This window comes from Fodinicola feengrottensis (genome assembly GCF_039530045.1).
In the GTDB taxonomy this organism is placed as follows: domain Bacteria; phylum Actinomycetota; class Actinomycetes; order Mycobacteriales; family HKI-0501; genus Fodinicola; species Fodinicola feengrottensis.
The window spans coordinates 63,579-88,924 of the sequence record NZ_BAAANY010000043.1 but is presented as its reverse complement, the minus strand read 5'-3'; the positions used below and the strand labels follow the sequence as shown (position 1 = coordinate 88,924).

28 protein-coding genes are annotated in these 25,346 nt (G+C 66.0%); 9 read left to right on the top strand and 19 right to left on the bottom strand.

Translation table 11 applies throughout. The features are described 5' to 3' along the window. Positions 1–15: 15 nt before the first annotated feature. From ABD301_RS39655 to ABD301_RS39635, 5 genes are all read right to left on the bottom strand, one after another. Positions 16–297: a hypothetical protein gene (locus ABD301_RS39655; RefSeq protein ID WP_279581517.1), complete on the bottom strand. Its 282-nt coding sequence runs from the start codon at positions 295–297 to the stop codon at positions 16–18. 712 nt (positions 298–1,009) lie between these two features. Next, positions 1,010–1,156: a hypothetical protein gene (locus tag ABD301_RS39650; RefSeq protein ID WP_163570127.1), complete on the bottom strand. Its 147-nt coding sequence runs from the start codon at positions 1,154–1,156 to the stop codon at positions 1,010–1,012. 451 nt (positions 1,157–1,607) lie between these two features. Then, positions 1,608–2,588 (bottom strand): NADPH:quinone reductase, encoded by a 981-nt coding sequence (locus ABD301_RS39645; protein WP_163570125.1) that lies wholly within the window; start codon positions 2,586–2,588, stop codon positions 1,608–1,610. Continuing rightward, a complete protein-coding gene (locus ABD301_RS39640; RefSeq protein ID WP_344315182.1) occupies positions 2,585–3,745 on the bottom strand; it encodes an alpha/beta hydrolase in 1,161 nt (386 codons plus the stop codon). The genes ABD301_RS39645 and ABD301_RS39640 overlap by 4 nt, the downstream gene beginning before the upstream one ends. A gap of 65 nt (positions 3,746–3,810) precedes the next feature. Then, a complete protein-coding gene (locus ABD301_RS39635) occupies positions 3,811–4,719 on the bottom strand; it encodes a LysR family transcriptional regulator (protein WP_163570119.1) in 909 nt (302 codons plus the stop codon). A gap of 182 nt (positions 4,720–4,901) precedes the next feature. Between ABD301_RS39635 and ABD301_RS39630 the strand changes: the two genes are divergently transcribed. After that, a complete protein-coding gene (locus ABD301_RS39630; protein WP_344315180.1) occupies positions 4,902–5,474 on the top strand; it encodes a dihydrofolate reductase family protein in 573 nt (190 codons plus the stop codon). Between the two features lie 104 nt (positions 5,475–5,578). Here the strand turns inward: ABD301_RS39630 and ABD301_RS39625 are convergent, their stop codons facing one another. Then, complete coding sequence (locus ABD301_RS39625) at positions 5,579–6,793, bottom strand: FAD-dependent monooxygenase (RefSeq protein ID WP_279581514.1); 1,215 nt, start codon at positions 6,791–6,793, stop codon at positions 5,579–5,581. A gap of 75 nt (positions 6,794–6,868) precedes the next feature. Beyond that, entirely contained in the window at positions 6,869–7,429 is a 561-nt protein-coding gene (locus ABD301_RS39620) for a dihydrofolate reductase family protein (protein ID WP_163570117.1), read from the bottom strand. A 387-nt stretch (positions 7,430–7,816) separates the two neighbouring features. On the opposite strand from ABD301_RS39620, the gene ABD301_RS39615 reads away from it, so the two are divergent. Both ABD301_RS39615 and ABD301_RS39610 read left to right on the top strand, forming a co-directional pair. Beyond that, entirely contained in the window at positions 7,817–9,775 is a 1,959-nt protein-coding gene (locus tag ABD301_RS39615; RefSeq protein ID WP_344315179.1) for an ATP-binding protein, read from the top strand. Further along, a complete protein-coding gene (locus ABD301_RS39610) occupies positions 9,772–10,662 on the top strand; it encodes a helix-turn-helix transcriptional regulator (RefSeq protein ID WP_344315178.1) in 891 nt (296 codons plus the stop codon). The genes ABD301_RS39615 and ABD301_RS39610 overlap by 4 nt, the downstream gene beginning before the upstream one ends. Positions 10,663–10,802: 140 nt before the next feature. On the opposite strand, the gene ABD301_RS39605 is transcribed toward ABD301_RS39610, so the two are convergent. The 4 genes from ABD301_RS39605 to ABD301_RS39590 are packed head-to-tail and all read right to left on the bottom strand — an operon-like array spanning position 10,803 to position 13,176. After that, entirely contained in the window at positions 10,803–11,474 is a 672-nt protein-coding gene (locus tag ABD301_RS39605; protein ID WP_344315177.1) for a response regulator, read from the bottom strand. Further along, the gene (locus tag ABD301_RS39600; protein WP_344315176.1) at positions 11,471–12,484 is read right to left on the bottom strand and encodes a sensor histidine kinase; all 1,014 of its coding nucleotides are present in this window, start codon (positions 12,482–12,484) and stop codon (positions 11,471–11,473) included. The genes ABD301_RS39605 and ABD301_RS39600 overlap by 4 nt, the downstream gene beginning before the upstream one ends. Beyond that, a complete protein-coding gene (locus ABD301_RS39595) occupies positions 12,451–12,750 on the bottom strand; it encodes a hypothetical protein (RefSeq protein WP_344315175.1) in 300 nt (99 codons plus the stop codon). The genes ABD301_RS39600 and ABD301_RS39595 overlap by 34 nt, the downstream gene beginning before the upstream one ends. A 51-nt stretch (positions 12,751–12,801) precedes the next feature. Continuing rightward, a complete protein-coding gene (locus tag ABD301_RS39590; protein WP_344315174.1) occupies positions 12,802–13,176 on the bottom strand; it encodes a hypothetical protein in 375 nt (124 codons plus the stop codon). A gap of 253 nt (positions 13,177–13,429) precedes the next feature. Here ABD301_RS39590 and ABD301_RS39585 point away from each other — a divergent pair, with 253 nt between their 5' ends. Then, positions 13,430–14,080 carry a DUF1345 domain-containing protein gene (locus ABD301_RS39585; protein WP_279581512.1) on the top strand — a complete coding sequence of 217 codons (651 nt, stop codon included), beginning with the start codon at positions 13,430–13,432 and terminating at the stop codon, positions 14,078–14,080. A gap of 375 nt (positions 14,081–14,455) precedes the next feature. Here the strand turns inward: ABD301_RS39585 and ABD301_RS39580 are convergent, their stop codons facing one another. Continuing rightward, positions 14,456–15,685, bottom strand: a complete 1,230-nt coding sequence (locus ABD301_RS39580; RefSeq protein ID WP_344315173.1) for an MFS transporter — start codon at positions 15,683–15,685, stop codon at positions 14,456–14,458. A 68-nt stretch (positions 15,686–15,753) separates the two neighbouring features. Between ABD301_RS39580 and ABD301_RS39575 the strand changes: the two genes are divergently transcribed. Next, positions 15,754–16,341 carry a CGNR zinc finger domain-containing protein gene (locus ABD301_RS39575; RefSeq protein ID WP_344315172.1) on the top strand — a complete coding sequence of 196 codons (588 nt, stop codon included), beginning with the start codon at positions 15,754–15,756 and terminating at the stop codon, positions 16,339–16,341. 116 nt (positions 16,342–16,457) lie between these two features. Here ABD301_RS39575 and ABD301_RS39570 read toward each other — a convergent pair whose 3' ends face one another. From ABD301_RS39570 to ABD301_RS39545, 6 genes are all read right to left on the bottom strand, one after another. Next, positions 16,458–16,820, bottom strand: a complete 363-nt coding sequence (locus ABD301_RS39570; RefSeq protein WP_344315171.1) for a beta/gamma crystallin domain-containing protein — start codon at positions 16,818–16,820, stop codon at positions 16,458–16,460. A 40-nt stretch (positions 16,821–16,860) separates the two neighbouring features. Further along, positions 16,861–17,382 carry a hypothetical protein gene (locus ABD301_RS39565; protein ID WP_344315170.1) on the bottom strand — a complete coding sequence of 174 codons (522 nt, stop codon included), beginning with the start codon at positions 17,380–17,382 and terminating at the stop codon, positions 16,861–16,863. 263 nt (positions 17,383–17,645) lie between these two features. After that, positions 17,646–18,116: an SRPBCC family protein gene (locus tag ABD301_RS39560; RefSeq protein ID WP_163570103.1), complete on the bottom strand. Its 471-nt coding sequence runs from the start codon at positions 18,114–18,116 to the stop codon at positions 17,646–17,648. Then, positions 18,104–19,003, bottom strand: coding sequence for an RNA polymerase sigma-70 factor (locus ABD301_RS39555; RefSeq protein ID WP_344315169.1), 900 nt, complete (start codon positions 19,001–19,003; stop codon positions 18,104–18,106). The genes ABD301_RS39560 and ABD301_RS39555 overlap by 13 nt, the downstream gene beginning before the upstream one ends. 127 nt (positions 19,004–19,130) lie before the next feature. Then, positions 19,131–19,562 carry a hypothetical protein gene (locus ABD301_RS39550; RefSeq protein ID WP_344315168.1) on the bottom strand — a complete coding sequence of 144 codons (432 nt, stop codon included), beginning with the start codon at positions 19,560–19,562 and terminating at the stop codon, positions 19,131–19,133. A 143-nt stretch (positions 19,563–19,705) separates the two neighbouring features. Next, on the bottom strand, positions 19,706–20,542 hold the full coding sequence (locus tag ABD301_RS39545) for an LLM class flavin-dependent oxidoreductase (RefSeq protein WP_344315167.1): 837 nt from the start codon (positions 20,540–20,542) through the stop codon (positions 19,706–19,708). Between the two features lie 140 nt (positions 20,543–20,682). Here ABD301_RS39545 and ABD301_RS39540 point away from each other — a divergent pair, with 140 nt between their 5' ends. The 4 genes from ABD301_RS39540 to ABD301_RS39525 all read left to right on the top strand — a co-directional run bounded on the left by ABD301_RS39540 (position 20,683) and on the right by ABD301_RS39525 (position 24,006). Next, positions 20,683–21,243 (top strand): TetR/AcrR family transcriptional regulator, encoded by a 561-nt coding sequence (locus ABD301_RS39540; RefSeq protein WP_344315166.1) that lies wholly within the window; start codon positions 20,683–20,685, stop codon positions 21,241–21,243. Positions 21,244–21,381: 138 nt separating this feature from the next. Continuing rightward, on the top strand, positions 21,382–21,600 hold the full coding sequence (locus ABD301_RS39535) for a ferredoxin (protein ID WP_163570098.1): 219 nt from the start codon (positions 21,382–21,384) through the stop codon (positions 21,598–21,600). Beyond that, positions 21,600–22,784: a cytochrome P450 gene (locus tag ABD301_RS39530; protein WP_344315165.1), complete on the top strand. Its 1,185-nt coding sequence runs from the start codon at positions 21,600–21,602 to the stop codon at positions 22,782–22,784. Before ABD301_RS39535 ends, ABD301_RS39530 begins: the two co-directional genes overlap by 1 nt. 31 nt (positions 22,785–22,815) lie before the next feature. Then, the gene (locus ABD301_RS39525) at positions 22,816–24,006 is read left to right on the top strand and encodes a cytochrome P450 (protein ID WP_344315164.1); all 1,191 of its coding nucleotides are present in this window, start codon (positions 22,816–22,818) and stop codon (positions 24,004–24,006) included. Between the two features lie 48 nt (positions 24,007–24,054). Here ABD301_RS39525 and ABD301_RS39520 read toward each other — a convergent pair whose 3' ends face one another. Then, a complete protein-coding gene (locus tag ABD301_RS39520; protein WP_344315163.1) occupies positions 24,055–25,314 on the bottom strand; it encodes a DUF222 domain-containing protein in 1,260 nt (419 codons plus the stop codon). Between the last annotated feature and the right edge of the window lie 32 nt (positions 25,315–25,346).

Sequence of the window (25,346 nt, the reverse complement as noted above, 5' to 3'; positions counted from 1 at the left end):
CCATCCAGGATTGGACTAAGCAACCTGCTCGGCGTACAGCGCCCACGGCGCGTTATTGGGATTGGTGTCCTGCACACAGAACCAACTATTGTTATAGCCGTTGTAGTGAGCGACCCCGTACTGATTGCACAAATCCAAGGTCGAGAACCCGCGAACGTATGCGAAGTTGTCGGGCGAAAAAGCGGATACCGGCATTACCGCAGCAGCAGCGGCCTCCGTCGCACCGAAAACCGAAGCGCCCGCCAGGACTCCTACACAGATGCATTTCATCAGCGTCGTCTTCACGTACTCATCCATTCCCTAGTCTCTTGGCCAGGCATATACCTCATACTTGACCGGCCTGGTGGTAGCGATTACTCGCTATATCAATCCGTGCCTGGCTTACCGCGCATCGAATTGTTCGAGGTCCGTCGGTCATTACGGCTGTGCGATCAGTTACGCCAGCAGGTGACCCCGCCGACCGGAGTGACGCCACCGGGAACCTGCTGCCAAAACTGCTCACACACCAGGTCGTTGGTGTACGTCTGACCCGGTCCCGGGTAAAGCGGCGTCCAGGCGCCTGCCGGCCAGAGCTGGGTCGGCGAGTCGTAGTGGTATCCACGCGGTCCGGTGAAGTGGAAGTGGCCCTTGAATCCGTCGTTGAGCAGCTTTGCCTTTAACCGAGGGGACGTAGTCCGTGCAGGCGTTGATGTCCACGTAAATCTCGGTCGAATCGCCCGTCTGGGTGCCGGCCAGGCACCAGTTCGGACTCGCGACCCCAGCGTTGGCGGGGGCGACGAACCCGAACCCGACCGACGTCACGGCGACTCCCACCGCAACAGCAACAAAAGAACGCTTGAACTTCACGTTTGCGAACCTTTCGGAGGTGGTTGGGCCGACGCTTTGTCTACCGCACTCTGGTTGTTCGGAATCGGGGCGTGAGCGTCGAACGACAAACCCCGAACAACCGATCCGCGCGGGGCCCGGGGCGGGCACGGCAGACGGCCCAGGCAGGTCCGATGAGGAATTGTCATGTTCCGGGGGGCGAGCAGTGCCCGGCAATCTGCCAGTGGAGCTTGGCCGTGGCCTCGTCGTTGTCCAGTTCGGCAGCTTCGTGACTGGTCACTTCAGCAACATCACTGACCTGCTTCAACCAGGTACGCAGCGACTGCTGCACGGTGTGACAAGTCGTGGATAGAGCGTATATATGGCGCCTAGTTACGGCCTGCAGACTCAAAAAGCTGGGCACTACTAAGCCGGCGGTGTCGTACTGGACAAACGTCGTGGAGTGGGCGAGGGGCGTGACGGATGTGAGTCCGGTGGCGCCCTGCAGGATGTACCGGCAGGGAGCTGGGTTCGGCTTTGTTTCGCCTGGCTTTTTCGTCGAGAGTGGGGTTTTGTCCCACTCTCGACGTCGAGAGTGGGGTTTTGTTCGGCACTCGACAGGTGCGGCGCCGTGGAGCGGTCAGTCGATAGCGCGCGAAGGCCTCGGCGGCTCGGTGCCGTTGGCGCTGGTCACCGGCCTGATGCTGCAGTGGCTGGTGGATCCGGCCACGGCCCCCGTCCAGCGAACAGGTAGCCGCCGAGCTCACCGCCCTGCGCGGCCGTACGTGACCCTGCCGGCTCCGTCAGGCAATGATGACGGTCTTGCCGATCAGCCGGCCCTGCTCGACGGCTTCGTGTGCGGTGGCGATGTCGTCCAGGGCGTACCGGGCGGCGATCGGATGGGTGAGGACGTCCCGCTCCAGCAGCCGCGTGACGTCGTCGACGGCCGCGCTCAGCTCCGCCTCCGGCATGACGAAAACCAGCACCAGCCGGATGGTCACCCCCCGGCGCATCAGCGAATAGAACGGCAGGCCCGGTTCGGGCGTGGCATCGGAGGCATAGCTCGCGATCACCCCGTTGGTGGCGATCACGGCCGAGGTGAGGGGCAGGTTCGCGCCGAAGGCGACGTCGACGACCCGGTCGACGCCGCCGCTGGCCAGGTCGAGGATCGCGGTGGCGGCGTCGGGCTCGCGGTAGTCCACAACGTGGTGGGCGCCGGCTTCGCGCGCGGCGGCTTGCTTGCGCGGCGTACTCGCCGTCGCGATGACCGTGGCGCCGCCGTGCCTGGCCAGCTCGATCGCGTAGTGCGCGACGCTGCCGGCTCCCCCCGTGACCAGAACAGTGCGACCGTCCACGGGCCCGTCCGCGAACACGCACCGGTGCGCCGTCAGGGCCGGTACGCCCAGGCACGCGCCGGCTTCGAAGGACGTGTTGGCCGGCAGGCCGATCGCCTGAGCCGCTGGTACGACCACGAGTTCGGCGGACGTGCCGTACGACTGCCGATGGTTGGCCGAGTGGATCCACACCCGCTCGCCGATCCGCCCGGCCGGTACGCCCGGACCGACCCGGTCGACCACCCCGGCGCCGTCGTCACCGGGCACGACCCTGGGCGTACGCATCGCCCGATTGCCGGCGCCGGAGCGCCGTTTCACGTCGGCGGGGTTGATCCCGGCCGCCGCGACGCGTACGCACAGTTGCCCGGAACCCGGCTCCGGGTCGGGAAGTTCGCCGACGACGAGCACGTCACCGGCCGGCCCGTTCCGCTCATACCAGGCCGCTTTCACGACTGTGGCAGGAAATCAGACAGCGCGGCGGCGACCCGCTCGGGCTGTTCGAGCGTCTGCATGTGCGGGGTGCCGGGCAGTTCCTGGTACGTCGCGCCTGGGATGCGGCGGGCGATGCCGCTCATGATCTCCGGTGTGGTGGAGACGTCCCGTTCGCCGGCCAACACCAGGGTCGGCCCGCCGAAGTCGGCCAGTTTTCCTTGTACGTCAAGGCTGATGAACGACCGCCAAGCCGCTGCCCAGTCCCGCGGGTTCCCGCGCAGCACCCGCTCGCGGGCGTACCGGACGCCCCAGCCGCCGACCGCCAGCGCCTCGGGGGTGAACCAGCGGGTCAGCGACGGTACGACCTGCGCGCGCATGCCGTCGGTCTCGCCGGACCGGGCGCGACTTTCGAAGGCGTCGAAGGGATAGTCGGTGGTGGAGAGCAACGCGAGCGACGCCACCCGGTCCGGCCGCCGGACCGCGGCGGCCTGGACGATGCCACCACCGTAGGACAGACCGACCAGGTGTGCGCGCTCGATCTTCAGCGCGTCGAGCACCCCGAACAGGTCGTTGGCGGTGTCGGCCATGGTGAACGGGGTCGGCGAGCCGGCGGCCCAACCGTGACCGCGCACGTCGTACGCGTACACCCGGCGGCCGTCGGCGAGCTGGTCCAGGACCGGCTCCCACATCCGCCAGTCCAGGCCGAGCGCGTGCACCAGGACGACGGCCGGTCCACTGTCGCCGCGCTCGGCGACCACCGTCTCGTGGTCGCGCAGCTGTACGCGACGCAGTTCGGCCGGTCGCGCTATGCCGGCCTCGGCCAGCACCTCGTCGACGACCCGCAGCGCGTTGAGCGCACGGGGAAATCCGGCGTAGACCGACACGTGTTCGCACAACGCGCGGAGCTCAGAAGCCACGATGCCGTGGTCCAGCGCGGCCCGTGTGTGTACGGCGAGCTGCGGCTCGGCTCCGCCCAGCGCGGCCAGCACCGCGACGGTCGCGAGTTCGCGTCCGGCCCGGTCGAACTCGGCCTGGGACAGGGTGCCGCCAAACGCTCCCTCGACCACCGCGTCGTACAGCTGGGGTGAGCGGCGCCGCACCTCGGCCAGCGTCTGCCCAGGTGAGCTGCCCATCAGGCCTTTGAATTCCGACTCACCACGTGCGTATCGATTCACTATCCGCTCCCAAGTCCGGTCTGTTGACTCCAGCCTGAGCAGCACGCAGTGAGATGTCCAAGAGCTTATAGAGCTGATGGTGAGTCGGAATGCTTATCAAGATGCTGGATGGCGAAATCGAGGAACGCGGTCAAAGCCGGCGCCGGCCGGCGTTCCGCGGACCAGGCCAGGGCCGGCGACCAGGTCGGCGCCGGCCGCAGCTGGATGACTTCGACCGGCGGGCCGGCCTCCTCCGCGACCGTTCGGGGCATGATCGCGACCGCCAGGCCGGCGTTGGCGACCATCCGGGCGGTGCCGTACTCGCGGGCCTCGAAGCGGATCTGTGGCCTGGCGCCGGCCGCCGCGAGGGCCGCCACGATCGACTCCCGTACGGCCGAGCCGGGGCTGTAAAGCAGCAGGTCCACGCCGTCGAGGTCGGCGATGCGTACCTGCTGCCGGCCAGCCAGCGGACCATTCGCGCCGGTGACCAGGACGAGTGGCTCGCGGCCGAGCGGGTGATAGGCCAACCGGATGTCGTCCGGGCTCGGCGGCGCACCCAGTGTCGCCGCGTCGAGCTGGCCGGCGTGCAGGTCGCAGACCATGGCGCTGGTGCTCTCCTCCCGCAGCTCGACCACGATCAGCGGATACTGCTCACCGAACCTGGCGAGCATCCGGGTCAGTGCCGCGGCCAAGCCGCGGGCGGTGCCCAGGCGCACCCGGCCGCGGGTGCCGCCGGCCCAGCCGGACATCTCCTCGTCCACGGCGGTCAGGTCGGACAGGATCCGCTCAGCGTGCGTCAGCAGCGCCCGGCCGGCGGCGGTGATCTCGACCCGATGGTTGTCCCGCTCGAACAGCGTGACCCCCAGCTGCCGCTCCAGCTTGCGGATCTGCTGCGACAGCGCCGGCTGCGCGATCCGCAGCTGCGCGGCGGCGCGAGTGAAGTGCAATTCTCGCGCCACCGCACGGAAATACTCCAGCTGCTGCGAACTGATCATTGCTGGATGATCTCACCACCAGCTCCATCATGTCTTAGACATATCGCAGCCCGTCGGGAAAGCTCACCGTCGAGGAACGCATCCGCGAAACCCAGCCGGCCCAGCAAGCGTGAAGCTCTCGGCAAGTCCGCCCATAGCGTCCCAAGCAATCGAACGACAACCCCTCGCTCAAGGAGAGCATCATGGCCGCGACCTACACCTTCGACATCTTCTCCAGCCTCGACGGCTTCGGCTCATTCAACGGCGGCAACTGGGGCGGCTACTGGGGCAAACAAGGCCCGGAGTTCCTCGAACACCGTCTCGCCTTGTACGGCCAGAAGCAGCGGATGGTGTTCGGGGCCAACACCTATCGGCAGTTCATGAGACTCCTTGGCCCCAGCACCAAAATGCTCGACCCAGTGAACACCCGAATGAGAAACCTACCGACAACGGTAATCTCAACCACCCTCACAGGACCCCTCGACTGGCCAGACGCCACCCTCGTGAACGGCGACGCCGTCGACATCGTCGCCAAACTCAAAGAACAGTCCGAGGTGCCGTTGCGCTCAAACGGCAGCCTGTCGATGAACTGGGCACTGATGGCCGCCGGGCTAGTCGACCGCATCCAGTTGACCGTCTTCCCCGTGATCACCGGGCAAACCGGAACCGAACCAATCTTCCACGGCGCAGCCGACTTCGACCTCGAATTACTCGAAAGCCGCACACTCGACGGCCACACCCAAGAGCTCACCTACCGGCCAACCGTGCACATCTGAGTTCACATAGCCACCTTCATCTTCCGGAAACGTGACCGTTGGTGCGGTGCTCGGGTACGAAATCACCGAGCACCCAACTGGTTCACCGCGTACGAGGCGATGGCCTACGGCTTGGCCGACGAGGTGATCGGCGTTCCGGTCGGGGCCTCGGAGTCCGGCACCCCTGCGTAGTCGGGCAGTTCGACGCCGTTGATCGCACGCTCGATCAGCTCCATGTCCCACTCGGGCTCCGTACCCGGCTCAGTGGCCGGACCGGGGAGGAGGCTGCGCACGTGCAACCGACCGATCTCCTGGTTGGCCTCGACGAACGAGCGCATCCGCCGCTCATAGCCGGCGAACCCGGCCGCCGGGTCCCACTCGGCGCAGGCCAGCTCTCCGGCCAGCAGGTACGCGCCGACCAGGGCCAGTCCGGTGCCTCCCCCCGACATCGGCGACGAGCTGAACGCCGCGTCTCCGAGCAACCCCACCCGTCCGCTCGACCAGCGGTCCATCACCACCTGCGCGACCTGGTCAAGATAGAAGTCCGGAGTGTCGTCCAGATGCGCGAGGATGCGCGGAGTCAACCAGCCAAAATCGGCCATCTGCTCGCGCAACAGGCCCTTCTGCGCCTCAACGTCACGGTAGTCAACATCGAAATCGGCCGCGGGGAAAGAAAGCATCGCCATCGCACGGCTGGCGTCCGGAAGCGGCCGCAGGCCGGCGGAGCGCCCGGACTCCTGGTAGTCGAGCAGCCAGCGACCCAGCTCGAACTCGTTGGGCACACTGTAGAAAGCCAACACCAGCCCGAGATGGCGGATAAACCGCTCACGCGGCCCGAAAACCATCGCTCGCAGCGACGAGTGCAGCCCATCCGCGCCGACCACCAGATCAAAGCGCCGCCGGTCACCGCCCGCGAAGACCACGTCGACCCCGTCGGCGTCCTGGCTAAGCTCGGCGATCCGGTCGTCGAAGACGTACTCGACACCATCCCGAGTGTCGTCGTAGATCACCCGGGACAGGTCCCCGCGCAAGATCTCGACCTCCGAGATATATCCGTCGCCGCCGTCGTCCTCCGCGCGGAAGGTCTCCAGCACGTTCCCGTCCACGTCCACTGTGTACGCGCCAGCGGTGTCGGTGCGCGCCGCGCGTACCGCCGCGTCCAGCCCCATCCGCCGAATGACCTCCTTGGCCACCCCGCGCGCGTCCACCGCCTGCCCACCCGGACGCAGTCCAGGGGCCCGCTCGACCACGGTCACCTCGGCTCCGCGCCGACGCAGCCAATGGGCCAGCGCTGGCCCCGCGATACTCGCTCCCGCCACCAACACCTTGGTACCGCTCACTGCCGCGCCTCCTTTTCTCGTGCACCCTCGACACCCTGGCCAGAGGTTGGCGTCAGATCGCCCTGCTTGCGGACTTTACTTGTCCGCTGGTACGTAACAGAGTTCGAGGATTCCGGACGACGAGAAGGTCGTGCATTTCACCAGGCGCAGCCGTACGGCCGCGGCCAACTCGGGGAACAGGGGCGCGCCTTTGCCGGTGACGGCGGGGAGCACCCACAGTCGGTATTCGTCGACCACGCCGAGCTTGATCAGCGAGTGCTGGAACTGGGTGCCGCCGGCGGCGACGAGATCCTTGCCGGGCTCGGCCTTGAGCTTGGCGATCTCCTCGGCCGTGTCACCGCCCGCGATCCGGGTCTCGGGCCAGTCATCAGCGGTTTTGAGGGTCCGGGAGAACACCACCTTGGGGATCTCGTTCATCGCCTTGGCGGACGGGTGAACAGAGGCGGGCCAGTAACCAGCCATAGCCTCGTACGTGTTCCGGCCCATCAAGAAGGCCCCAGCCTCCCACAGTCGGGCAACGAAATACTCCTCCTGCTCGAGGTCGTCAATTCCCATCATGACGTCCCGGATCCCATTGTCCCCGTCAGCACTTTTACCATCAAGCGAAACATAAAATCCCAGAATCAACTTACGCATCCAGTCCTCCAACTGATTGTTCCCGCGCTGGGACGATCCAGTGCGGGCCGGCGCCCCTTTTGTGAGCGCTCAGGTGATTCCAAGGGGCTTTGATCACGTACATCTGGTCGTCGCGCCGCTTGTACGACCCCTTCACGACAACGTCCGACCTATTCCTGCGGAATGCCATCGGTACGCCCGCGGAAATCCGTCTGTACCGATAAACGCGAATCGCGGCGTAATGTGCGAGTTGATCACCTCCTGGGAAATCGGCTTAGGGAGCTCGTCGAGGACTTTCGGGCGCTCCATCACGTTGATCCCTTCGGCAATGAATACGCTGGGGCAAGTCTGCATCGCCGACCGGCCAGCGTCGTCACCAGATCTGATGAAAACCGAGGAAGTCGAGCAATGATCAGCTCTGTGCTGATCGGTCGCGGCAGCGAGCGAGCCAGCATCGACGCCGCGTACCAGCGGGCGCGGCGGGGGACGGCGGTCACCGTGCTGGTGTCCGGCGAAGCCGGCATCGGCAAGTCACGGCTGGTGACCACCGCGACCGCCGACCTGCCCGGCGAGCCGCTCCTGCTGGCCGGCGGTTGCCTGGAGGTCGGCGCGAACGCCGCGCCCTACGTCCCGTTCGTGGCAATCCTGCGCGACCTGGTACGTCAGCTCGGCCGGGCCGGCGTCGACGCGTTGCTGCCGCTCGACGGGTCCGCGCTGGCCGCCTGGCTGCCCGGCCTGACGCCCGCGCCAGCCGGCCGTACGCGCCTGCTCGAGGAGCTGTTGACGCTGGTCAGCAGGGCTGCCGCCCGCCGCCCAGTGGTGTTGGTGGTCGAGGACCTGCACTGGGCGGACGCGTCCAGCCGAGAGGTCTTCGTCTATCTGGCCCGCAACCTGACCGACCGGCCGGTCCTGCTGCTGGCCACCGTGCGCACCGGCGAACTGGCCTCCGGCCACCCCGGCCGCCAGGTGCTGGCCGAGCTCGGTCGGCGCGGCGACGTCGTACGAGTGGATCTGCCACCACTGGGCCGGCCGCACGTCGCCGAGTTGCTGGCGGCGATCGGCGGGCGTACGCCGGATCCCGTACGCAGCAGCCTCATCCATCGGCGCAGCGGCGGCAATCCGCTGTTCGTCGAGGCGCTCCATGCCACCGAGGACTTCGAAGGCAACCTGAGAACACTGCTGCTCGACCGCGTCGCCGCCCTGCCTGCGCAGGCACAATCCCTGCTGCCGGTCATCGCGGTCGCCGGCACGACCGTGTCCGAAGAGCAACTGCTGACCGTCGGCGAGCTGCCGGAAGTCGATCTGCACAGCGCGTTGCGAACGCTGGTCGACCACGAGCAGCTCGTCGTACGGGACGACGGCTACGCCATTCGGCACGACCTGATCCGCGAGGCGGTCTATAAGGCGCTGCTGCCGCACGACCGGCGGCGGCTGCACCGGCGGTACGCGCGGACTGTCGCCGATCCGGCGGCGCTGGCCGAGCACTGGACCGCGGCCGGCGAGCCGGCGCTGGCGCTGCCCGCCGCTTTGCTGGCAGCGGACCTGGCGCGCCAGCAGTACGCGTACGACGAAGAGCTCAACCTGCTCGAACGCGCGCTCGACCTGTGGCCGCGAGTTCCCGGCGCCGAGCAGCTGACCAGGACCGACCAGGTATCGGTCCACGAACGCGCCACCGCCGCGAGTTTTTCGGCCGGCAACTCGGCCGCCGGCATGGCGCACGGCACCGCGGCCATCGCGGGCCTGGACCCCACGGCCGAACCGGTCCGGGTGGCGCGGCTGCTGGAGCTGCGCGGGCGGCTACGCAACCGGATCGACTCGGGTGGCCGGGCGGACGTGGAGGCCGCCGTCGCATTGGTGCCGCGGGGTGTGGCCGATGACGTACGCGGTGAGTTGCTCGCCGCGTTGGCGTTCGTCGCGGCCATCGACGCTGATTTCGGCACCTGCCGGCGCGCCGCGACCGAGGCACTGCGGCTGGGGAGCGGTCGGGGACCCGCCTTGCTGGCACTTGGATACGCCGAAAACGCGGATGGCAACGTCCAGCGCGCGTCCGAGCTTTACGTGCAAAGCCGCCAAGAGGCCGAAGCCGCGGGTGACCACCACACGTACCTCACCAGCATGCAATGGCAGACGACCTCGATGGGTGTGGCCGGCGACTTCGAGGCGGTGGCCGAGCTGGCGCGGGCCGGTCAGCGGGCCGCGGAGCGGTTCGGCCAGGGTCGCTCACGAGGAAGCATGCTGGCCGCATGCCGGACCTGGGCCTTGGCACAGCTTGGTCGGTGGGACGAGGCCATCGAGGTGGCGGAAGAGGCGCTCGCCGATGATCCGCCACCTCTGTACGCCGCCGCACTGAGGTCTGAGCCGCGATGATCGCACTCCGGCGCGGCGACCAGGACCGCTTCGCGGACCTTGCCGGCCGGCTGGAGGACTTCGCGAACCGCCATCCCGGCTCCCCGGAGATCGCCAGAACAGTCGGCTATGTCGCCATTTCCGGTCCGCTGGAGCGAGGCGATCTGGACCTGGCAGACCAGCTCGTCGGGAATTTCCTCGCCGCGCCACCAGATGACTGGCCGCTGTCCCCCGACCGCCTGTGGGTCGTACTGGCCGCGGCGCGCACGCAGCGAGCACGGCTGGCCACCCAACCGCGGAACCGGCAGGTGGTCGCCGAGGTCGCGGCACGGCTTCAGGCTCTTCGGTCACTGCTTGCCGGGGCTTTCGGGATCTCAGTGCTACCCGCGCTCCCAGCCGCGCAGCTGGTGACTTTCCAAGCATTGGCGGGAAAAGGGTCACTCAAAGAGTGGGATGCGGCGGCTGCGGCCTGGCGTGACCTCGGCCATCGGTACGAGCTGGCGTCGGCACTGACCGCCGGAGCCGCGGTCGCTCTGGCGGTCAGCAGTCGATCCAGTGCCCGGCTGCGGCTGCGCGAGGCGCGGATGATCGCCGCCGATCTGCGGGCCGCGCCGCTGCTGTCACGGATCGATGATCTCGCCGTACGCGCACGGCTGGACGAACAGCGGGAGCCGGCCGGCGCGGACTTCGGGCTGACCCGCCGCGAGCTGCAGGTCCTGCGCGTACTCGCGAAAGGCCATTCCAACGCGAGCATCGCCGTCGAGCTGTTCATCTCCACCAACACGGTGGCGAGCCACGTGCAGCGCATCCTGACCAAACTCGGCGTCGGTACGCGTACCGAGGCGGCCGCCCTGGCGCACCGCCACGCACTGCTGGCGAATACTCCGAACAGCCCGGGCAAAAACTAGCCCACCGCGGGTTCGAGGCCTCCAAGTATTCGGTAACCACCACTGAGCCACACCGCACTCCGCGATCGTCACCGTGACCTGCCGACTTCCCGATCCGGTGGTGTCCACTGTGGACCCTGATGCCCAGCTGGCTCTTTCCGTTAGGGAGAGGGCATTCCTGGATGGATGAGCCCGGTCTCGTAGGCGAAAATGACAGCGTGCACGCGGTCCGGTAGTCCGAGCTTGGTGAAGATGCGGCTGACGTGAGCCTTCACCGTTCCCTCGGTGAGGAACAGCTTCGCGCCGATGGCGGCGTTGGATAATCCGTACGCGATCAGTTCGAGGACTTCTCGTTCACGGTTGGTGAGGGCTGCCACCGCGGCGGCGGCTGGCGGGTCGCTGGCCGGCATCGCGTCGACGAACCGCTCGAGCAGCCGGCGGGTGGTGGTGGGGGCGATCACCGCCTCGCCGGCGGCGATCACCCGGACCGCGTGGATGAGTTCGCTGGCCATGGTGTCCTTGAGCAGGAACCCGCTGGCGCCAGCCCGCAAGCCCGCGTACACGTACCGGTCGAGGTCGAAAGTGGTCAGGATGATCACCTTCGGCGGCTCGGGCCGGGCCAGGATGCGGCGGGTGGTCTCGACTCCGTCGAGACCGGGCATCCGGATGTCCATCAGCACGATGTCCGGTGCGGTTCTCGCGACGGTGCTGATCGCCTCGATCCCGTCCGCGGCCTCACCCACCACCTCGAGGTCTTCGGTGTTGGCGAGAATCAACCGGAAGCCGGTACGTACCAGCTCCTGGTCGTCGACCAGCACCACGCGGGTGGTCATGGGACCACCGTGGTGGGCAGCCGAACCCACACTCGATAGCCACCGTCGGGCTTGGGTCCGACCTCGAGATCCCCGCCGAGCAGCGCCGCGCGTTCCCGCATCCCGCGTACGCCATGGCCTGGCTCGATCGGCTCGGTCGGGCCGGTGCCGTGATCGGTGACCTCGAGGAGAATCTGGCTGTCCTCATATCTGAGGCGAACCGCAGCGCACGGATCGGGGCCGGCGTGTTTGACCACGTTGGTGAGTGCCTCCTGGGCGATGCGATAAGCGGATACGTCGATTGTTGGCGGGAGTGCGCGTACGACCCCGTCGACGCTGAAGTCGACCGGCATGCCGGTGTCCCGGATCCGGTCGATGAGCGAGGGAAGCTGGCGGGTGCCAGGCTGCGGCCGCCAGTCGACCGAGCGATCCGGCGAGTCCTGCAGGACATCAAGGAGCCGGCGCATCTCGGCCAGCGACTGCCGCCCGGTGTCCACGATCGCATCCAGCGCCAGCCGCGTGTCCGGGCTTTCGCTGTCCAGCGCCGCGGCCCCGCCCTGCGCCTGGACGACCATGACCGACAGACTGTGTGCGACGACATCGTGCAGTTCCCGGGAGATCCGGGCGCGTTCAGCGGCGACCGCCAGCGCGGCCAGCCGCACCTGGTCCCGTTCGCCGTCCGCGGCGTGCCGCAGCGCCTCCTCCAAATACGCACGGCGATGCCTGGGCGCCTGCCCCGCCAGCCAGCCGAGGCAGAGGATCAGCACCAACACGTCGAACCCACCCCAGCTGGTGGGTACATGCGTACCGTGCGGATCCAGCTGCAGGTTCTTGTAGACAGGTTTGGCGAAGGACACCTGCTGGGAACTGAACGCCTTGGCCGCCGGACTGACGGCGTCCACATAGGACGACCAACCGAACAGGGCCAGCAGGGCGACCGCGGTGGCCGCCAGCGAGACCGTAATCCGGTGCTGGTCGACCACCGCGAACAGCGCGATCAACACGGCGGCGTCGGCAGGCAGCACCCCCATCCCCACGACATGTGGTAAATCGCCATCGCCACGGTGGACCAGAAGACGAGCACCGGATAACTCCGGCGGCACGGCAACGCGGCGAGCGCGACGGCGGTGGCGATCCACCACCCCAGCACGGCCGGCACCCGATCGGCACCAAACAGCACCAGCGCTTTGTCACCCAGGAAACTCACATTCGCCAGGGCCAGCGAGCCGCCGGCGAGGACCACCGCAAGGGCAGCGTCGACGACGAGCGGCCGCCGCACCGTACGCACCGCGTCCATGGCCAACCTCCAGCGCAGGTGATCAGTGTCCCGAGTGTGCGCCGCGGGACACTAGCGAACCACGACCACCACGGCCTGCAGTGATCCAGGCTTGGCCTGCCAGCCCTTGACGACCACGTTCTCGCCGACCGCGAGGGTCGCCGGTTTTCCAGCTGTCGTCACGATGGAGGTCTTGGGCGTCAGCAGCGCGGTGGCGCTCCCGGTCGCGGTCCGCAGCACGACCGCCTGCCCGCCCTTCACAGTCTTGAGAGCGGTCACGACGCCGTTGGCGTTCAGCGGCGCGCCAGGCGGCTTTGGCTTGCTGCCCTTCTCCACGTGACTGGAGTTCGGGGCCGTCGCGTAGGCAGTGGTCGCGATTGCGCCACCGCCGAGGATGCCGACCGCCACCACGGCGACCGCCACCAGTGCCCATCTAGGTGTTCTCATCTGGCTGACACTTCCTTCCGAATACTCGACCGGACCAGTCGCCCGATCGCCAGGTCTACTCTCCGGCAGCGGGTCCTCAACCGGCATCTGTCTCAGGACAGTGATCCCAAGTGGATACCGGCCGACGATCCGGGTCTGAGACCACTGCGGCGAGGGGCCGCCGTTCTGCGGGCGGTGGCGCCGGCTGGCATGGTGGATTCACGCTCAGGGACCGCGGCGGGCACCACCGGCGAGGCCGGGCATCGGAGGCGCAGTGACGACCGAGGTAGCCAGAACAAGTACGGTCACCGCCAGGGTCCGGGTCATGGTGGCCGCCGCCGCCGGGATCGTGGCAGGCGCGCTGTGCACCACCGCTTTTGGCTGGCGGTACGCAATCCTGGTGGGTTGGATGTGCGCCGCCGCCGTTTTCGTGGGTTGGGTCTGGATCACCATCTGGCCGATGGACGGCCCGAGCACCCGCAAACACGCGATTGCCGAGGATCCCGGGCGTACGCTCACCGATCTTCTGGTGGTCGGCGCGGCACTGGCCAGCCTGGCCGCGGTCGGCCTGCTGCTGCTGGCCACCTCGACCGGCAGCCAGAAAGACATCCAAGCCGGCCTGAGTGTCTGCAGCGTCGCGCTGTCCTGGTTGAGTGTGCACACCGTTTTCACCACCCGCTACGCCCGAATCCACTACTCCGACCACGCACACGGCGTTGACTTCAATGAGGACGACGACGCTCGTTACAGCGATTTCGCCTACCTGGCGTTCACCATCGGGATGACCTTCCAAGTCTCGGACACCGATCTGACGACCAAGAACATCCGCCGGACCGCCCTCCGCCACGCGTTAATCTCGTATGTCCTGGGTGCCGTGGTCATCGCAGCCACCATCAATCTCGTCGTAGGACTAGCCAACAACTGAGACCCGCCGTCGCGACCCGGAAACCGCCCCTAACCAGGAAGGTGATTCCTTGGCGACCTCGCGTCACCACGGAAATGGTCTCGCCAATCTTTCCGCACTCAGGAAGACATCCCCGCGGCCCGTTAGCGAGGCAGATCGAGAATAGTTACGCTGTCGCAGCTCTCCGCCAGACGACGGTACCGTTCAATGCGTCCCCGCCGCGGCATCATCCGATCGGGAGGGTGAGTTCCATGCGAAATGCCCTCGCCGCGTGTTTGGACGCCGAAAGCACGGCCATAGTGAATAGGTACCAGGGGCGCGGCTGACATGCCTTCAAACGCCAGACCAGGCGGATGGCGCGATGGTGGCAGTATTGGTGAGCGGCCACACCCTGGGCTATTGCCGCTCCGGCACACTCGTTCCGGCCGCCTTACTGTCCGTCCCCTTCGGCTGAAATTCAGCCTTTCCAGGGCGAGTCGCGGCCCGGACCATGGCGGGTTGCAGGGCCGCGAGCAGCAGGCAGGCAAGCGCCATCGCGGTCCACAAGCCGACCGGCCCGGCATGCTGAAGCAGTTGCGTTCCCAAAATCGGGGCGGCGATACCCGCGATGCCCCAACTGGTGCCGTAGACCGCCAAGTATCGCCCTTTGCCGCCGGGCGGGGCCAGACCAGCTACGAGTGCGTAGGCGCGGCCAACGAGGAGCAGATCGCCCACGCTCCACACCACGGTTGCCGCCAGGTATGCGGGCAGGCCGCGAGCGAACCCGTATCCGGCAAGTCCCAGTGCCAACAATCCATAGCCGACAACGAAGGCGGCGGGCGCGGACATTGTGGAGAGCAGGCGCCAACGCATCAGCGGTTGTCCCGCGGCGATAGTCAGTGCGGAGGTGGTGAACAACAAGCCCGCGTCTGAAGGACTCATTCCGGCCCGGTCCAAGGCGAGCGGGAGCGTGATCATGATCTGGAGGTAGATGATCGCGAACAACGTTCCGGCGGCGAGCATGCGGAGCAAGACGCGATCGCGCCACGGAGCAATCACAGGCTCCGGATCGGTTGTCTTCACTGCTGCCGCGCGACGGTCCGCGGGTAGTACGAGGCGCACGGTGAGGGCGCAGAGCAGGCACGTGAGGGCGTCGATGACGAACAGCCACCGTAGGTCCCAGCGGCCCACGAATGCCGCCAGCAGGCCCGCACCCATACCCGCTGCGGCCAGCGCCACGTTCAGCAGGCCGTACGCACGGACCTGCTCATTCGGTGCCACGACGTCGGCGATCATCGCCTGACTTGGCGGTTGATAGATCTCGAAGACCAGGCCCAACAGCACCGCACAGCAGATGACCATCACCAGGCCATTCGCGGCGGCGAGGCCCAGTTGTGCCACCGCGCACCCCGCCAGACCAACCACGATCGTCCGGCGTCGGCCGATTCGGTCGGCCAGCCGCCCGCCGACCAGCCGAGAAGGGATCGTGGCGAGACCGAAGGCGGCACTGACGCATCCGGCGACAGTTGCGCTGGCCCCGAACCTCGTGGTGATGAGCACGGTAAGAAACGACAGGGAAAACGCGCCCAGCCGGTTCACTGCTCGCGCCACGATCAGCAGCCGCACCGCACGTGGCAACTCTTGCACGAACCCTCCCGGTCGTCACCAGCGAACCTGCTATCGTCGGTGACGCATAGACACTAAAGGGCGAAGGAGTGACCAGTCAAGTGATGTTCGATGGTCACGTAGCGGCGCTCCTCGAGGTGGCCGTCTCGCTCGTAAACGCGCTGACCGACGGAGCCCGGCAAGGCCGTGCGTACACCGCCCCACAGGGTGACCAACTCCCCCAAGCCGTTCGCGACACGCTGCCGCCCGCCCGTGACCGCGCCGCGGTCGAGCCGAGGCACGCTGTCTATCTCGCGCACGCGAGCCGCCAGATGCGAGCGGTCTTCGACGCCGTGGACAGTGGCCACACCGACCGGGCCGCTGAACTCGTGAACGTCCTGATGCGCACCACCGGCGCTCGCCCTCAACTCGACCGCGTCGACAACGAGCCCTGGCAACTTCACTTCCACGGCACCGACGACAGCTTCTCGGTGGGATGGACCGCGGGATGCGCCGCCGCCCTCGCCCTGGCCATCGGCAGCGATCTCGCTGGCCGCCTCGGAGTCTGCACAGCACCGCACTGCGACCGCGTCTACGTCGACAATTCCCGTAACGCCGTACGTCACTTCTGCTCCGACGCATGCCGCGGCCGAGTCAAGGCAGCAGCCTTCCGCGCCCGTAAGACCACACAGGACTGACAGTTTGATCCGTAGCCGCACAGTGTTGTTGACCACGGAACAATCCCGCACTCTCACGAGAGAAGTGCGGGATTGTCAACAACGAAGACGCAGTGCGCGATGTTCTGTTAGGCGGTTTAGTTGTCCGAGATAATGGTCAGAGAGAGAATATCCACCAGGGGCATCTTGCTATAATCACCTTTGGTGAACGCTCTGATTCTGCAGGTTTTTGTGCTCGGGTCCAGATAGGTGAAGGATCCCGAGTTGTTGCCCGCCTGAAAGTAGTCAACATCCGCGATATTCAGCGGGAGCGAGCCCGCGTACGCGAAACAGTACGAGTCGCCATCGGAAGTCGGAACGTCGAACTGGAAGTAGTCAATACCGGATTTACAGTTCATCGCCACAATGTTCGGGCTGGCTGCGGCCGCCTGCGCGTTGCTCGACACGAACAACGAACCGATCATGGTCACGGCGATCGCACTCGCGGCCAGGGCAGCCACGTTCCATCTCTTCGACATTTTCGTCTCTCCTGTTCGGTGCCTAGCGGGCCCAGATACGGAACGAGCGGACATGGTCGTTACATACATCGCCAACGTAGGGAATAGGGCCGCCGTCAGCCGGCGACTCCTGGCTGAAACACGGGGATCCTTGGCGGTTGATCGTCGTGTAGATTTCCGCCGCAGTGCAGCGGTCATAACCGCGCATGGACGAGATGCCATTCAGCCAGGCGTTGTTCTCCGCGACATCATCGAACGAATACCCGGTAGCATCACAGGTGCCATTTCCGTGTGTGTCATAGTACGTGAACGAGCCGCCGAGATAGTTCTGGTCGGCGAATACAGTGACCAACGCGGTGTCCGCCGCACTGTCCGGCACCGCCAGCGCGGATTTTCCTGCCGCCGAACAACTCCGCGAGACAACCTTCATCGCTGACCGGCCCGGCGTGACGCGGTCCAAAAACACCGCACAATGCTGTCCGGCCGAAGAAATCGGAGAAATTCTCCCCGTTGGCGGACTGCTTGCCGTTGCGGGGGCAGCCGTCACAGTCAACGCGGCAGCCATACACACTGCCGCGAAAACCAAGCTCACCACCCCAGATCGGGCTCTCATTGCTCTTGATTCTCCTTTTTCCGGATTTCGGCGACACTTTCCGCGCCGAGAGCAAACCTACCCAAAGTCGACCAAAAATCAATCTACATATGTCATCTTTTTCCTGGCTTTTGGTACGCTCAGGAAAGCGAAAGCTCGCGGGTTTCGAACGCAATAGCGCCAGGTCGCTTTCCCGTGCGGATCTTGACAACCACCGGGAAGCCCGAAAGAGCGGATCAGAGCGAGCGATTCGGTCCGGTGGATCCGGTCGTACGCAGAGCAGTGTCGGCGGTGTCGAGAATAGCGGTGAAGGCCCGAATGAGAAGCGGCCGGACCAAAAGCCGGGTGATGGTGGCGGCGAACGGCAACCGGACCTCGGCAGTGGTCGACCACCGCACGCAGGTGCCGCCGGGAACCTCGGTGAACGTCATCCGGCCGCCTTCATGGCGCGATGGCGGGATGCTTCGCTCGACGACATAGTCGAAACCACGCGGCCGGTGGTACGCCGTGATGCGCTCACGGAACCAGCCGATCACCCACGTGTGCAACCGGATCGCACCGACGCCGTACGGCGCACCGCTGCCGGCCCGGGCCAACCGTGCGCGCAGCACCCATCGGCTGCGGGTGTAGTTGGTGGTCGTCGCCAGCCAGTCGAAGACTTCCTCGACCGGTGCCGCTACCACCCGCTCGACGGTCACCTCTTCCACTCGTCGTCCTTTCCGCGGGTGATCTGCCGGACAAGCGCGGCGGTTCGCAGCTTTTCGGGGTTGCGTACGGCATAAAGCGCGCGAATTGCCGCGTCCTCGATTTCAAAGAGCAGCACGTAATCAAGACCCGTGCCGGCGGAAACCTCCACCGCTGGCAACGCGTTGTATCTCGTCACCGCCACTCGTACGCCCGCGGCCGACTTTCCGGCAATCCCCGCGACATACCGCGCGACCTCGGTACGTCCGGTGATCGGCCGGCGGGCGGCGGAGACCCGGCCACCACCGTCGGAAATATGCACGACTTCTGGTGCCATCAACTCCATCAACGCCTCGACGTCACCGGTACGAGCCGCGCGCAGGAAACGGTCGACGATCCGCGTCGCCGTGTCCGGGCTGAGGTCGAACCGCCGTCGCCGGGCCTGGACGTGCTCGCGAGCACGGTGCGCGATCTGCCGGACGGTGGGCTCGGCTTTTCCCACCAGCTCGCCAATCTCCCGGTGCGAATAGCCAAACACCTCGTACAGGACGAACACGGCTCGTTCACTCGGACTCAGTGTCTCCAGAACCAGCAGCATCGCCATCGACACCGACTCGGCCAGCAACGAGTCCGCGCTCGCGTCCGGCGCGGTCCGGATCGGCTCCGGCAGCCAGCTGCCGACGTAGGCCTCACGCCGTCGCCGTGCCGTCCGCAGCTCATTGATCGCCTGCCTGGTCACCGTCCGCACCAGGTAGGCACGCGGGTTGGTCACCGTCGAGGAATCGATGTGGCACCAGCGCAAATAGCTGTCCTGCAACACGTCCTCGGCATCGGCCACGCTGCCGAGAATCTCGTACGCGACGGTGAACAACAACGCTCGGTAGTCGCCGAAGATCTCCTCAGGTCCCACTCCACCCACCACCTCCGTCCTTACAGACACCGCCCAGGACAGAAAGGTGACATCGACGGCTACTGCGCGATGCCGTCCCGGCCGTGGGTGTTCAGAGTGTGACTGTTCAGCCGCCATTTGGCGTCATTCACGCCGACCAGATTCCCAGCGAGCGGAGCAAAGCGACCGCGAAGACGGTCACGATCCACGTCCAGAACAGGGTGAATCCGATGAAACCGGCAGTGTAGAGCCGCGAGGTCCGCCAGATCCGGGGCGGGAAAACGACGAACTGCGTCAGCCAGCGCATTCCCCAGAAGAGCGTCTCAGCGGCCAGGATGGCAGTGGACAGTCGACTGGGCGTCAGCAGCTCAGCAGTGAGCACCAGCGGAGCGAATCCCAGAATCACGCAGGTGAGACCGATGTAATAGGTCTGGCTGTGAATCATCTGCCGGGTGAGCGGTCTCGCCGCTGCCAGGTCGGCGGACCAGCCGAGCAGCCGCGGCCAGCCGAAGTTGACTGCTCCCAGGATGATCGTGGCCACGCCCACCAGTTGCAGGTGGAAACTGAGGCTGAAAATCATCGTACGAATCCCGTCACTCGGACCGACGGTGTCATGGCACCTACAGTCACCCACTTAAGCGATCGCTTAAACCCGTCCACGAGCAGCACCGTAGCAAGATTTAAGCGATCGCTCAAGGTACGGTGATCACGCACACAGACCGGTCAAGCGTTGATGAGTTCGTCGGCGACCCAATGCGCGACGCCGACCGGGTACGGGTTGGACAGGCCAAGAACGACGTGCGTGAAACCGGCGTCGACCGCCTCGCCTATCGCTTTTCGAGTGACGGTTGGTTCGTCGTACGAGACGGGCAAGAAGACCGAGCGGGTGATCGAGGCGGGGTCGCGGCCGATCTCCGCGCAGTAGCGGTCCAGGAGTGCGCTGCGGTTGACGAGGTCGTCCAGGTCACCGCCCGGGATGTTCCACACGTCGGCGTGTTCGGCGGCGACCCGCAGCGTCGCTGACGAACGGCCGCCAATGACGATTGGCGGGTGCGGGCTCTGGACCGGCTTGGGGTTGCCGTACGCGCCCTTGACCTGCACGTACGTACCGTCGAAATCGAACGGCCGCGGTTCGGTCCACAGTCGCCGAATCACCGTACAGGCCTCGGCAAGGCTCTCCACGGAGTGCGCGAAGTCATGGAACGGGAGCCCATGCCCTTCGTACTCGCGCCGCGCCAACGGGTGACTGGGCCTGGAGCCGGCGCCGATGCCGAAGTTGAGTCGTCCGCCGGACACGATGTCCACAGTCGTCGCCATCTTGGCCAGCATCGCCGGCGGCCGGAACCGGTTGCTGCTCACCAGCAGGCCGAGCCGCAGGCGCTGGGTCTGGGCGGCCAGGGCCGACAGCAACGTCCAGCCCTCGTAGATGGGGCCGTCCGGATCGCCGCCGATCGGCATGAGGTGGTCGAACAACCACGCGTGCTCGATCTCCGCAATCCCGTCGGCCTCCTGCCAGACGCGGAGAATGTCCTGGTAGTCGACCTGCATGGGTGCGGTCATGAGCCCAAAACTGGGGTGAGACATGTGTCGTACTTCCTCTCGTGGCCGCTCATCTGCCATCATGGTCAAGCGGAACGTTGTCCCGTTTAACGATACGGGACAGTGTCCCGTTTATCTAGGACGAGTCACAGGGAAGTGCAATGAAGGACATGGGCCGGCCCAAGAGGGCGGACGCGCGGCGGAACGAGGCGGCTTTGCTTGATGCGGCGGCCGCGGTTTTCGTCACGTCCGGTGTGGAGGCGCCGGTACGGGACATCGCGGCCAAAGCCCAGGTGGGTACGGCCACGATCTACCGCCACTTCCCCACCCGCGCCGATTTGATCATCGCCGTCTACCGGCATCAAGTGCAGGCCTGCGCCCAAGCCGGCCCAGCTTTGTTGGCCAGCAACGAAACCGCGTACGCGGCACTGCGGCAATGGATTGACCTGTTCGTTGACTTCCTGGTCACCAAACACGGGCTCGCCGCTGTCCTGCGATCCGACAACGCCGGCTTCGACACGTTGCACGCGTACTTCCTCGACCGCCTTGTTCCGGTGTGCGCCCACCTGCTCGACGCGGCGGCCGACGCCGGCGAGATCCGCTCCGACGTACGAGCCCTGCAACTCATGCGCGGCGTCGGGAACCTCTGCGTCGGCGGCGATCACGACTACGACCCGCGTCAACTGGTCGAGCTCCTCATCGAAGGACTGCGGCAACCCTGAATCCACCGAAGTACCCGCCAGGTATCTTGCACTTCATGCAAAGTAACATCGGACATCTACTTGCACATACTGCAAGCATGGTTAGAGTGGGATGCGTAGTTCGCGAATATTTCGCAGACCGCCAGGAGGTGTCCAGCGATGAGGATCGTTGCCGATCGCGAGCGTTGTATCGGCGCCGGCCAGTGTGTACGGGTCGCGCCGGAGCTCTTCGACCAGGACGAATCCGAGGGGATTGTCGTGGTACTGCGCGAAAATCCGCCGCCTGAGCTAGCCGAGGCCGCCACTGAGGCCGCCCAGCTCTGCCCCAGCCAGGCCATTGCGATCGCCGCGGCCCTCAGCCAGGGAACGGCTTCCTGATGACGGAAAGCACCGCCGTCGCGTTCCCGTTCGCGGCACCGGGGCACCTGCAGCCGCCGGCCGAGTTCGCGGCGCTGCGGGAGGGCCAGCCGGTACGCCGGGTGGCGCTGCCGTACGGCGGCGAGGGTTGGCTGGTCACCCGCTATGCAGACGTGAAGACCGTGCTGGCGGATCCGCGGTTCTCGCGGGCCGCGGCGGTCGGCGCGGACGTGCCGCGCAGCACACCGGTGCCGGCCCAGCCGGACAACCTGCTGTCGATGGACCCGCCCGAGCATTCCCGGCTGCGCCGGCTGGTGGCCAGCACTTTCACCATGAAGAACATCGAAAGCTGGCGTCCGCGTACCGAGCAGGTGGTGGCTGACCTGATCGATGGCATGCGCGCGAAGGGCGCGCCGGTGGACCTGGTCGACAATTTCTCGCTGCCGCTGCCGGTCACGGTGATTTGCGAGCTGCTGGGAGTGCCGGCGAAAGACCGGCATTTCTTTCAGCATTTCTCCCGGGTCATTCTCAGTACCACCGGCGCCACCGGCGAACAAGTCCAAGCCGCCCGCGCCGAGCTGGAAAACTATCTGGCCCACCACATCGCCGAACATCGCGAACAACCCCGCACCGACCTGCTGTCGCAACTCGTCGCTGCCCGCGACGACCAGGACCGCCTCACCGAGGCCGGGCTGGTCAACCTGGGCGTCACAATTTTGGTGGCTGGCCACGAAACCACCGCAAACCAGATCTCGAACTTCGTTTACACACTGCTGGACACCGGTCTCTGGGGCACGCTCGCCGCCCACCCGGAACGGCTCAACACCGCGATCGAGGAACTGCTGCGATATGTGCCACTGGGCAACGGCGGTGGCCTGGCGCGGATAGCCACCGAGGACGTGGAAGTCGGCGGCACGCTCGTGCGCGCCGGGGAAGCGGTGATGGCCGCGATGGCTTCGGCGAACCGCGACGACACCGCCTTTGAGAACGCCGACGTCCTCGACCTGGAGCGTACGCGCAATCCGCACGTCGCCTTCGGTTTCGGGGTCCACCACTGTCTCGGCGCTCAACTGGCCCGAATGGAACTGCGGGTCGGCCTCGGCGCGTTGCTGACCGCATTTCCCCACCTGGCAGTGCATGAACAGCCCAGCTGGCGGGTCGGCACCTTGATCAACGGCCCGAGCGAGCTGTCGCTTTCCTGGTAGCCCTCCCCTGCGAACAAAGGACTGGCACATCGTGAGCTCAGCAGTAAACTCGTCCACCTTGCCGGCATATCCGTGGCAGCGTCAGGGTTTCGACCCGCCGATGGAGTTCCAGTCCTTCGCGCCAGTCAACCCCGTCCGGCTGCCCAGCGGCGACACCGGATGGGCGGTCACCGGCCACCGGCAGGCCCGCGCACTGCTCGCCGACCCGCGACTGAGCGCGGACCGACTGAAGGCCCAGGTTCCAGCTGGGCGGATGAACGACCCGGACGCGACCGTCCCGCCGGGCATGTTCATTCTTCAGGACCCGCCGGAGCACACACATTACCGTAGGATGCTCACCGGTCAGTTCACCGTACGACGTATGCAAAAACTCGAACCGCGAGTGGAGCAGATCGTCGCCGAGCAACTGGACGCCCTCGCGGCCGCTGGCTCACCGGCCGACCTGGTCACCCATTTCGCGCTTCCGGTGCCGTCGCTGGTTATCTGCGAACTGCTCGGTGTTCACTACGAAGACCGCGAACATTTCCAGCAGCTCACCAAAACCATGCTCGCCATCGACACCACGAAAGAAGCGGGCCAGAGTGCTTCCGCGGAAATCCAAGCATTTCTCGCTGGTTTGGTAGCGCAGAAGCGGACACGACCCGACGACGCGATCATTTCCGGCCTGATCCAGGACACCGACCTCACTGACGAGGAGCTGACCAATATCTCGGTGCTTCTCCTGATCGCCGGACACGAGACCACCGCCAACATGCTCTCGCTCGGTACCTTCGCCCTGCTGCAGAATCCGGAGCAGTTGCGTTTGCTGCGAGAAAAACCCGAGTTGATGCCCGGCGCGGTGGAAGAACTTCTGCGCTATCTCAGCATTGTCGGGAGCCTCGGCCTCTCGCGCCTCGCGATCGGGGACATCACCATCGGCGAGGTGACGATCCGCGCAGGCCAGACCGTACTCATTTCACTGCCAGCGGCGAACCGCGATCCCGCGCTGACCGAGAATCCCAACGATCTCGATGTCAGCCGGCCGCGAGCGAGCCACGTCGCCTTCGGCCACGGCATCCACCAGTGCCTCGGCCAGCAACTCGCTCGTACCGAGATGAAAATCGGCTACCACCACCTGCTGCGGCGCTTCCCGGATCTCGCGCTCGCATGCGAGCCGCACGAGGTGCCGCTGCGCTCGGACATGCGGATCTATGGAGCACATGCCCTTCCGGTCAAGTGGTGAATACTTGACCGCAGGTGAACCCGGGATCACCGGACCCCTTCCTACTGTTTAGAACGGTGGTGGTGGGTATTCGTCGTTGGGGGTGACGTCGTAGGTGCGTCCGGTGGGGCTGGTCCAGAGGAATCGTCCTGGTGTGGGTTGGGTGACGGTCCAGCCGTGTTCTTTGATGTCGTTGTGGAGTTTGCAGGCTGGTCCGGTGCTGTCGTACGCGGTTTTCCCTTCCGGGTCGCGGAAGGGGGTGGTGTGGTCGAACTCGCAGGTCGCCGCCGGCCTGTTGCAGGCGGGTCCGCAGCATCGTTGGTCGCGTGCGTTCACCAGGTCCCGTAGTGCTTTGGTGGGGCGGTAGCGCGTACGGCCGTGGTCGATGACCACTCCGCTGACGGGGTCGGTGAGGATTCGGTACCACTCACTGGTTTCATCTCCAGCAAGTTCGCGTGCGTGTTGCGCGGTCATCGGGCCGTATCCGCTCAATATGGCGGGGTTGTCGTCCAGGCCCATGAGGGTGGTGGCGTCGACGCGGAGTTCGATTTTGGTGCGTACGTTGCTGGGGATGCCGAGGCACAGATCGGTCAACGCGTCCGCTCGCAAAGCGTCCATCGTCCGAGCCTCGTCTTTCGTTTTGAGGCTGCGGGCGATGGTGTCGATGCGACGGTAGATCGCTTCCGCTGATTCGGCGGGCAGGAACGCGCCCAGCAGCGCAATCCCGTCTTCGCAGGGTTGCTTTTCTACTCGCCTCTCGGAGACCAGTTTCTTGCGGCGGGCTTCGGCGGCGGCTGGGTCGATTTTGATGACCTCCCGCCGGGCCCTGTCCCGGATCGATCGAGGCGTCTTGGAATCGGCGCCGGGTAGGACCTTTTCTTCGACTTTGCGGGCGTCTTCGGGTGAGAGGTGACCAACTTGGTCAGCGAAGGTGAATGCCTTGCGCAAGTCGAGGTGACCGTGAGACATCCCGGCCATGGTGCCGGGGAGTTCGTGGACGAGTTGGTACGCCAAATTCAGTCGTTTCTGGGCGGCGGACAGACTCCAGGTTAGTGATGCGGCGATTTCACCGGCCGCGTATTTGGAGAAGGGTGCACCTACGGCTGGTCGGGCGTTGGTGAAGCGGTCCATGAACCGCATCTGCATCGCCTGCGTATACGAGATCACCTTGTCCAGCGTCTCGACCGCGGCCAGCGCGGTGTCAGCGTCGGCTCGGCCGTACCGGTCGAGTTCTTCCAGCATCTGCAGGGGAACCCAGCTGGGTGGCATGGTGCGCCACGGCTGTTTGTTGGGGTCGGTGAATTCGGGTCGCCGTCGTTTTCTGCTCATGACCCGATTTTACTGGCTGCCACCGACAGTCG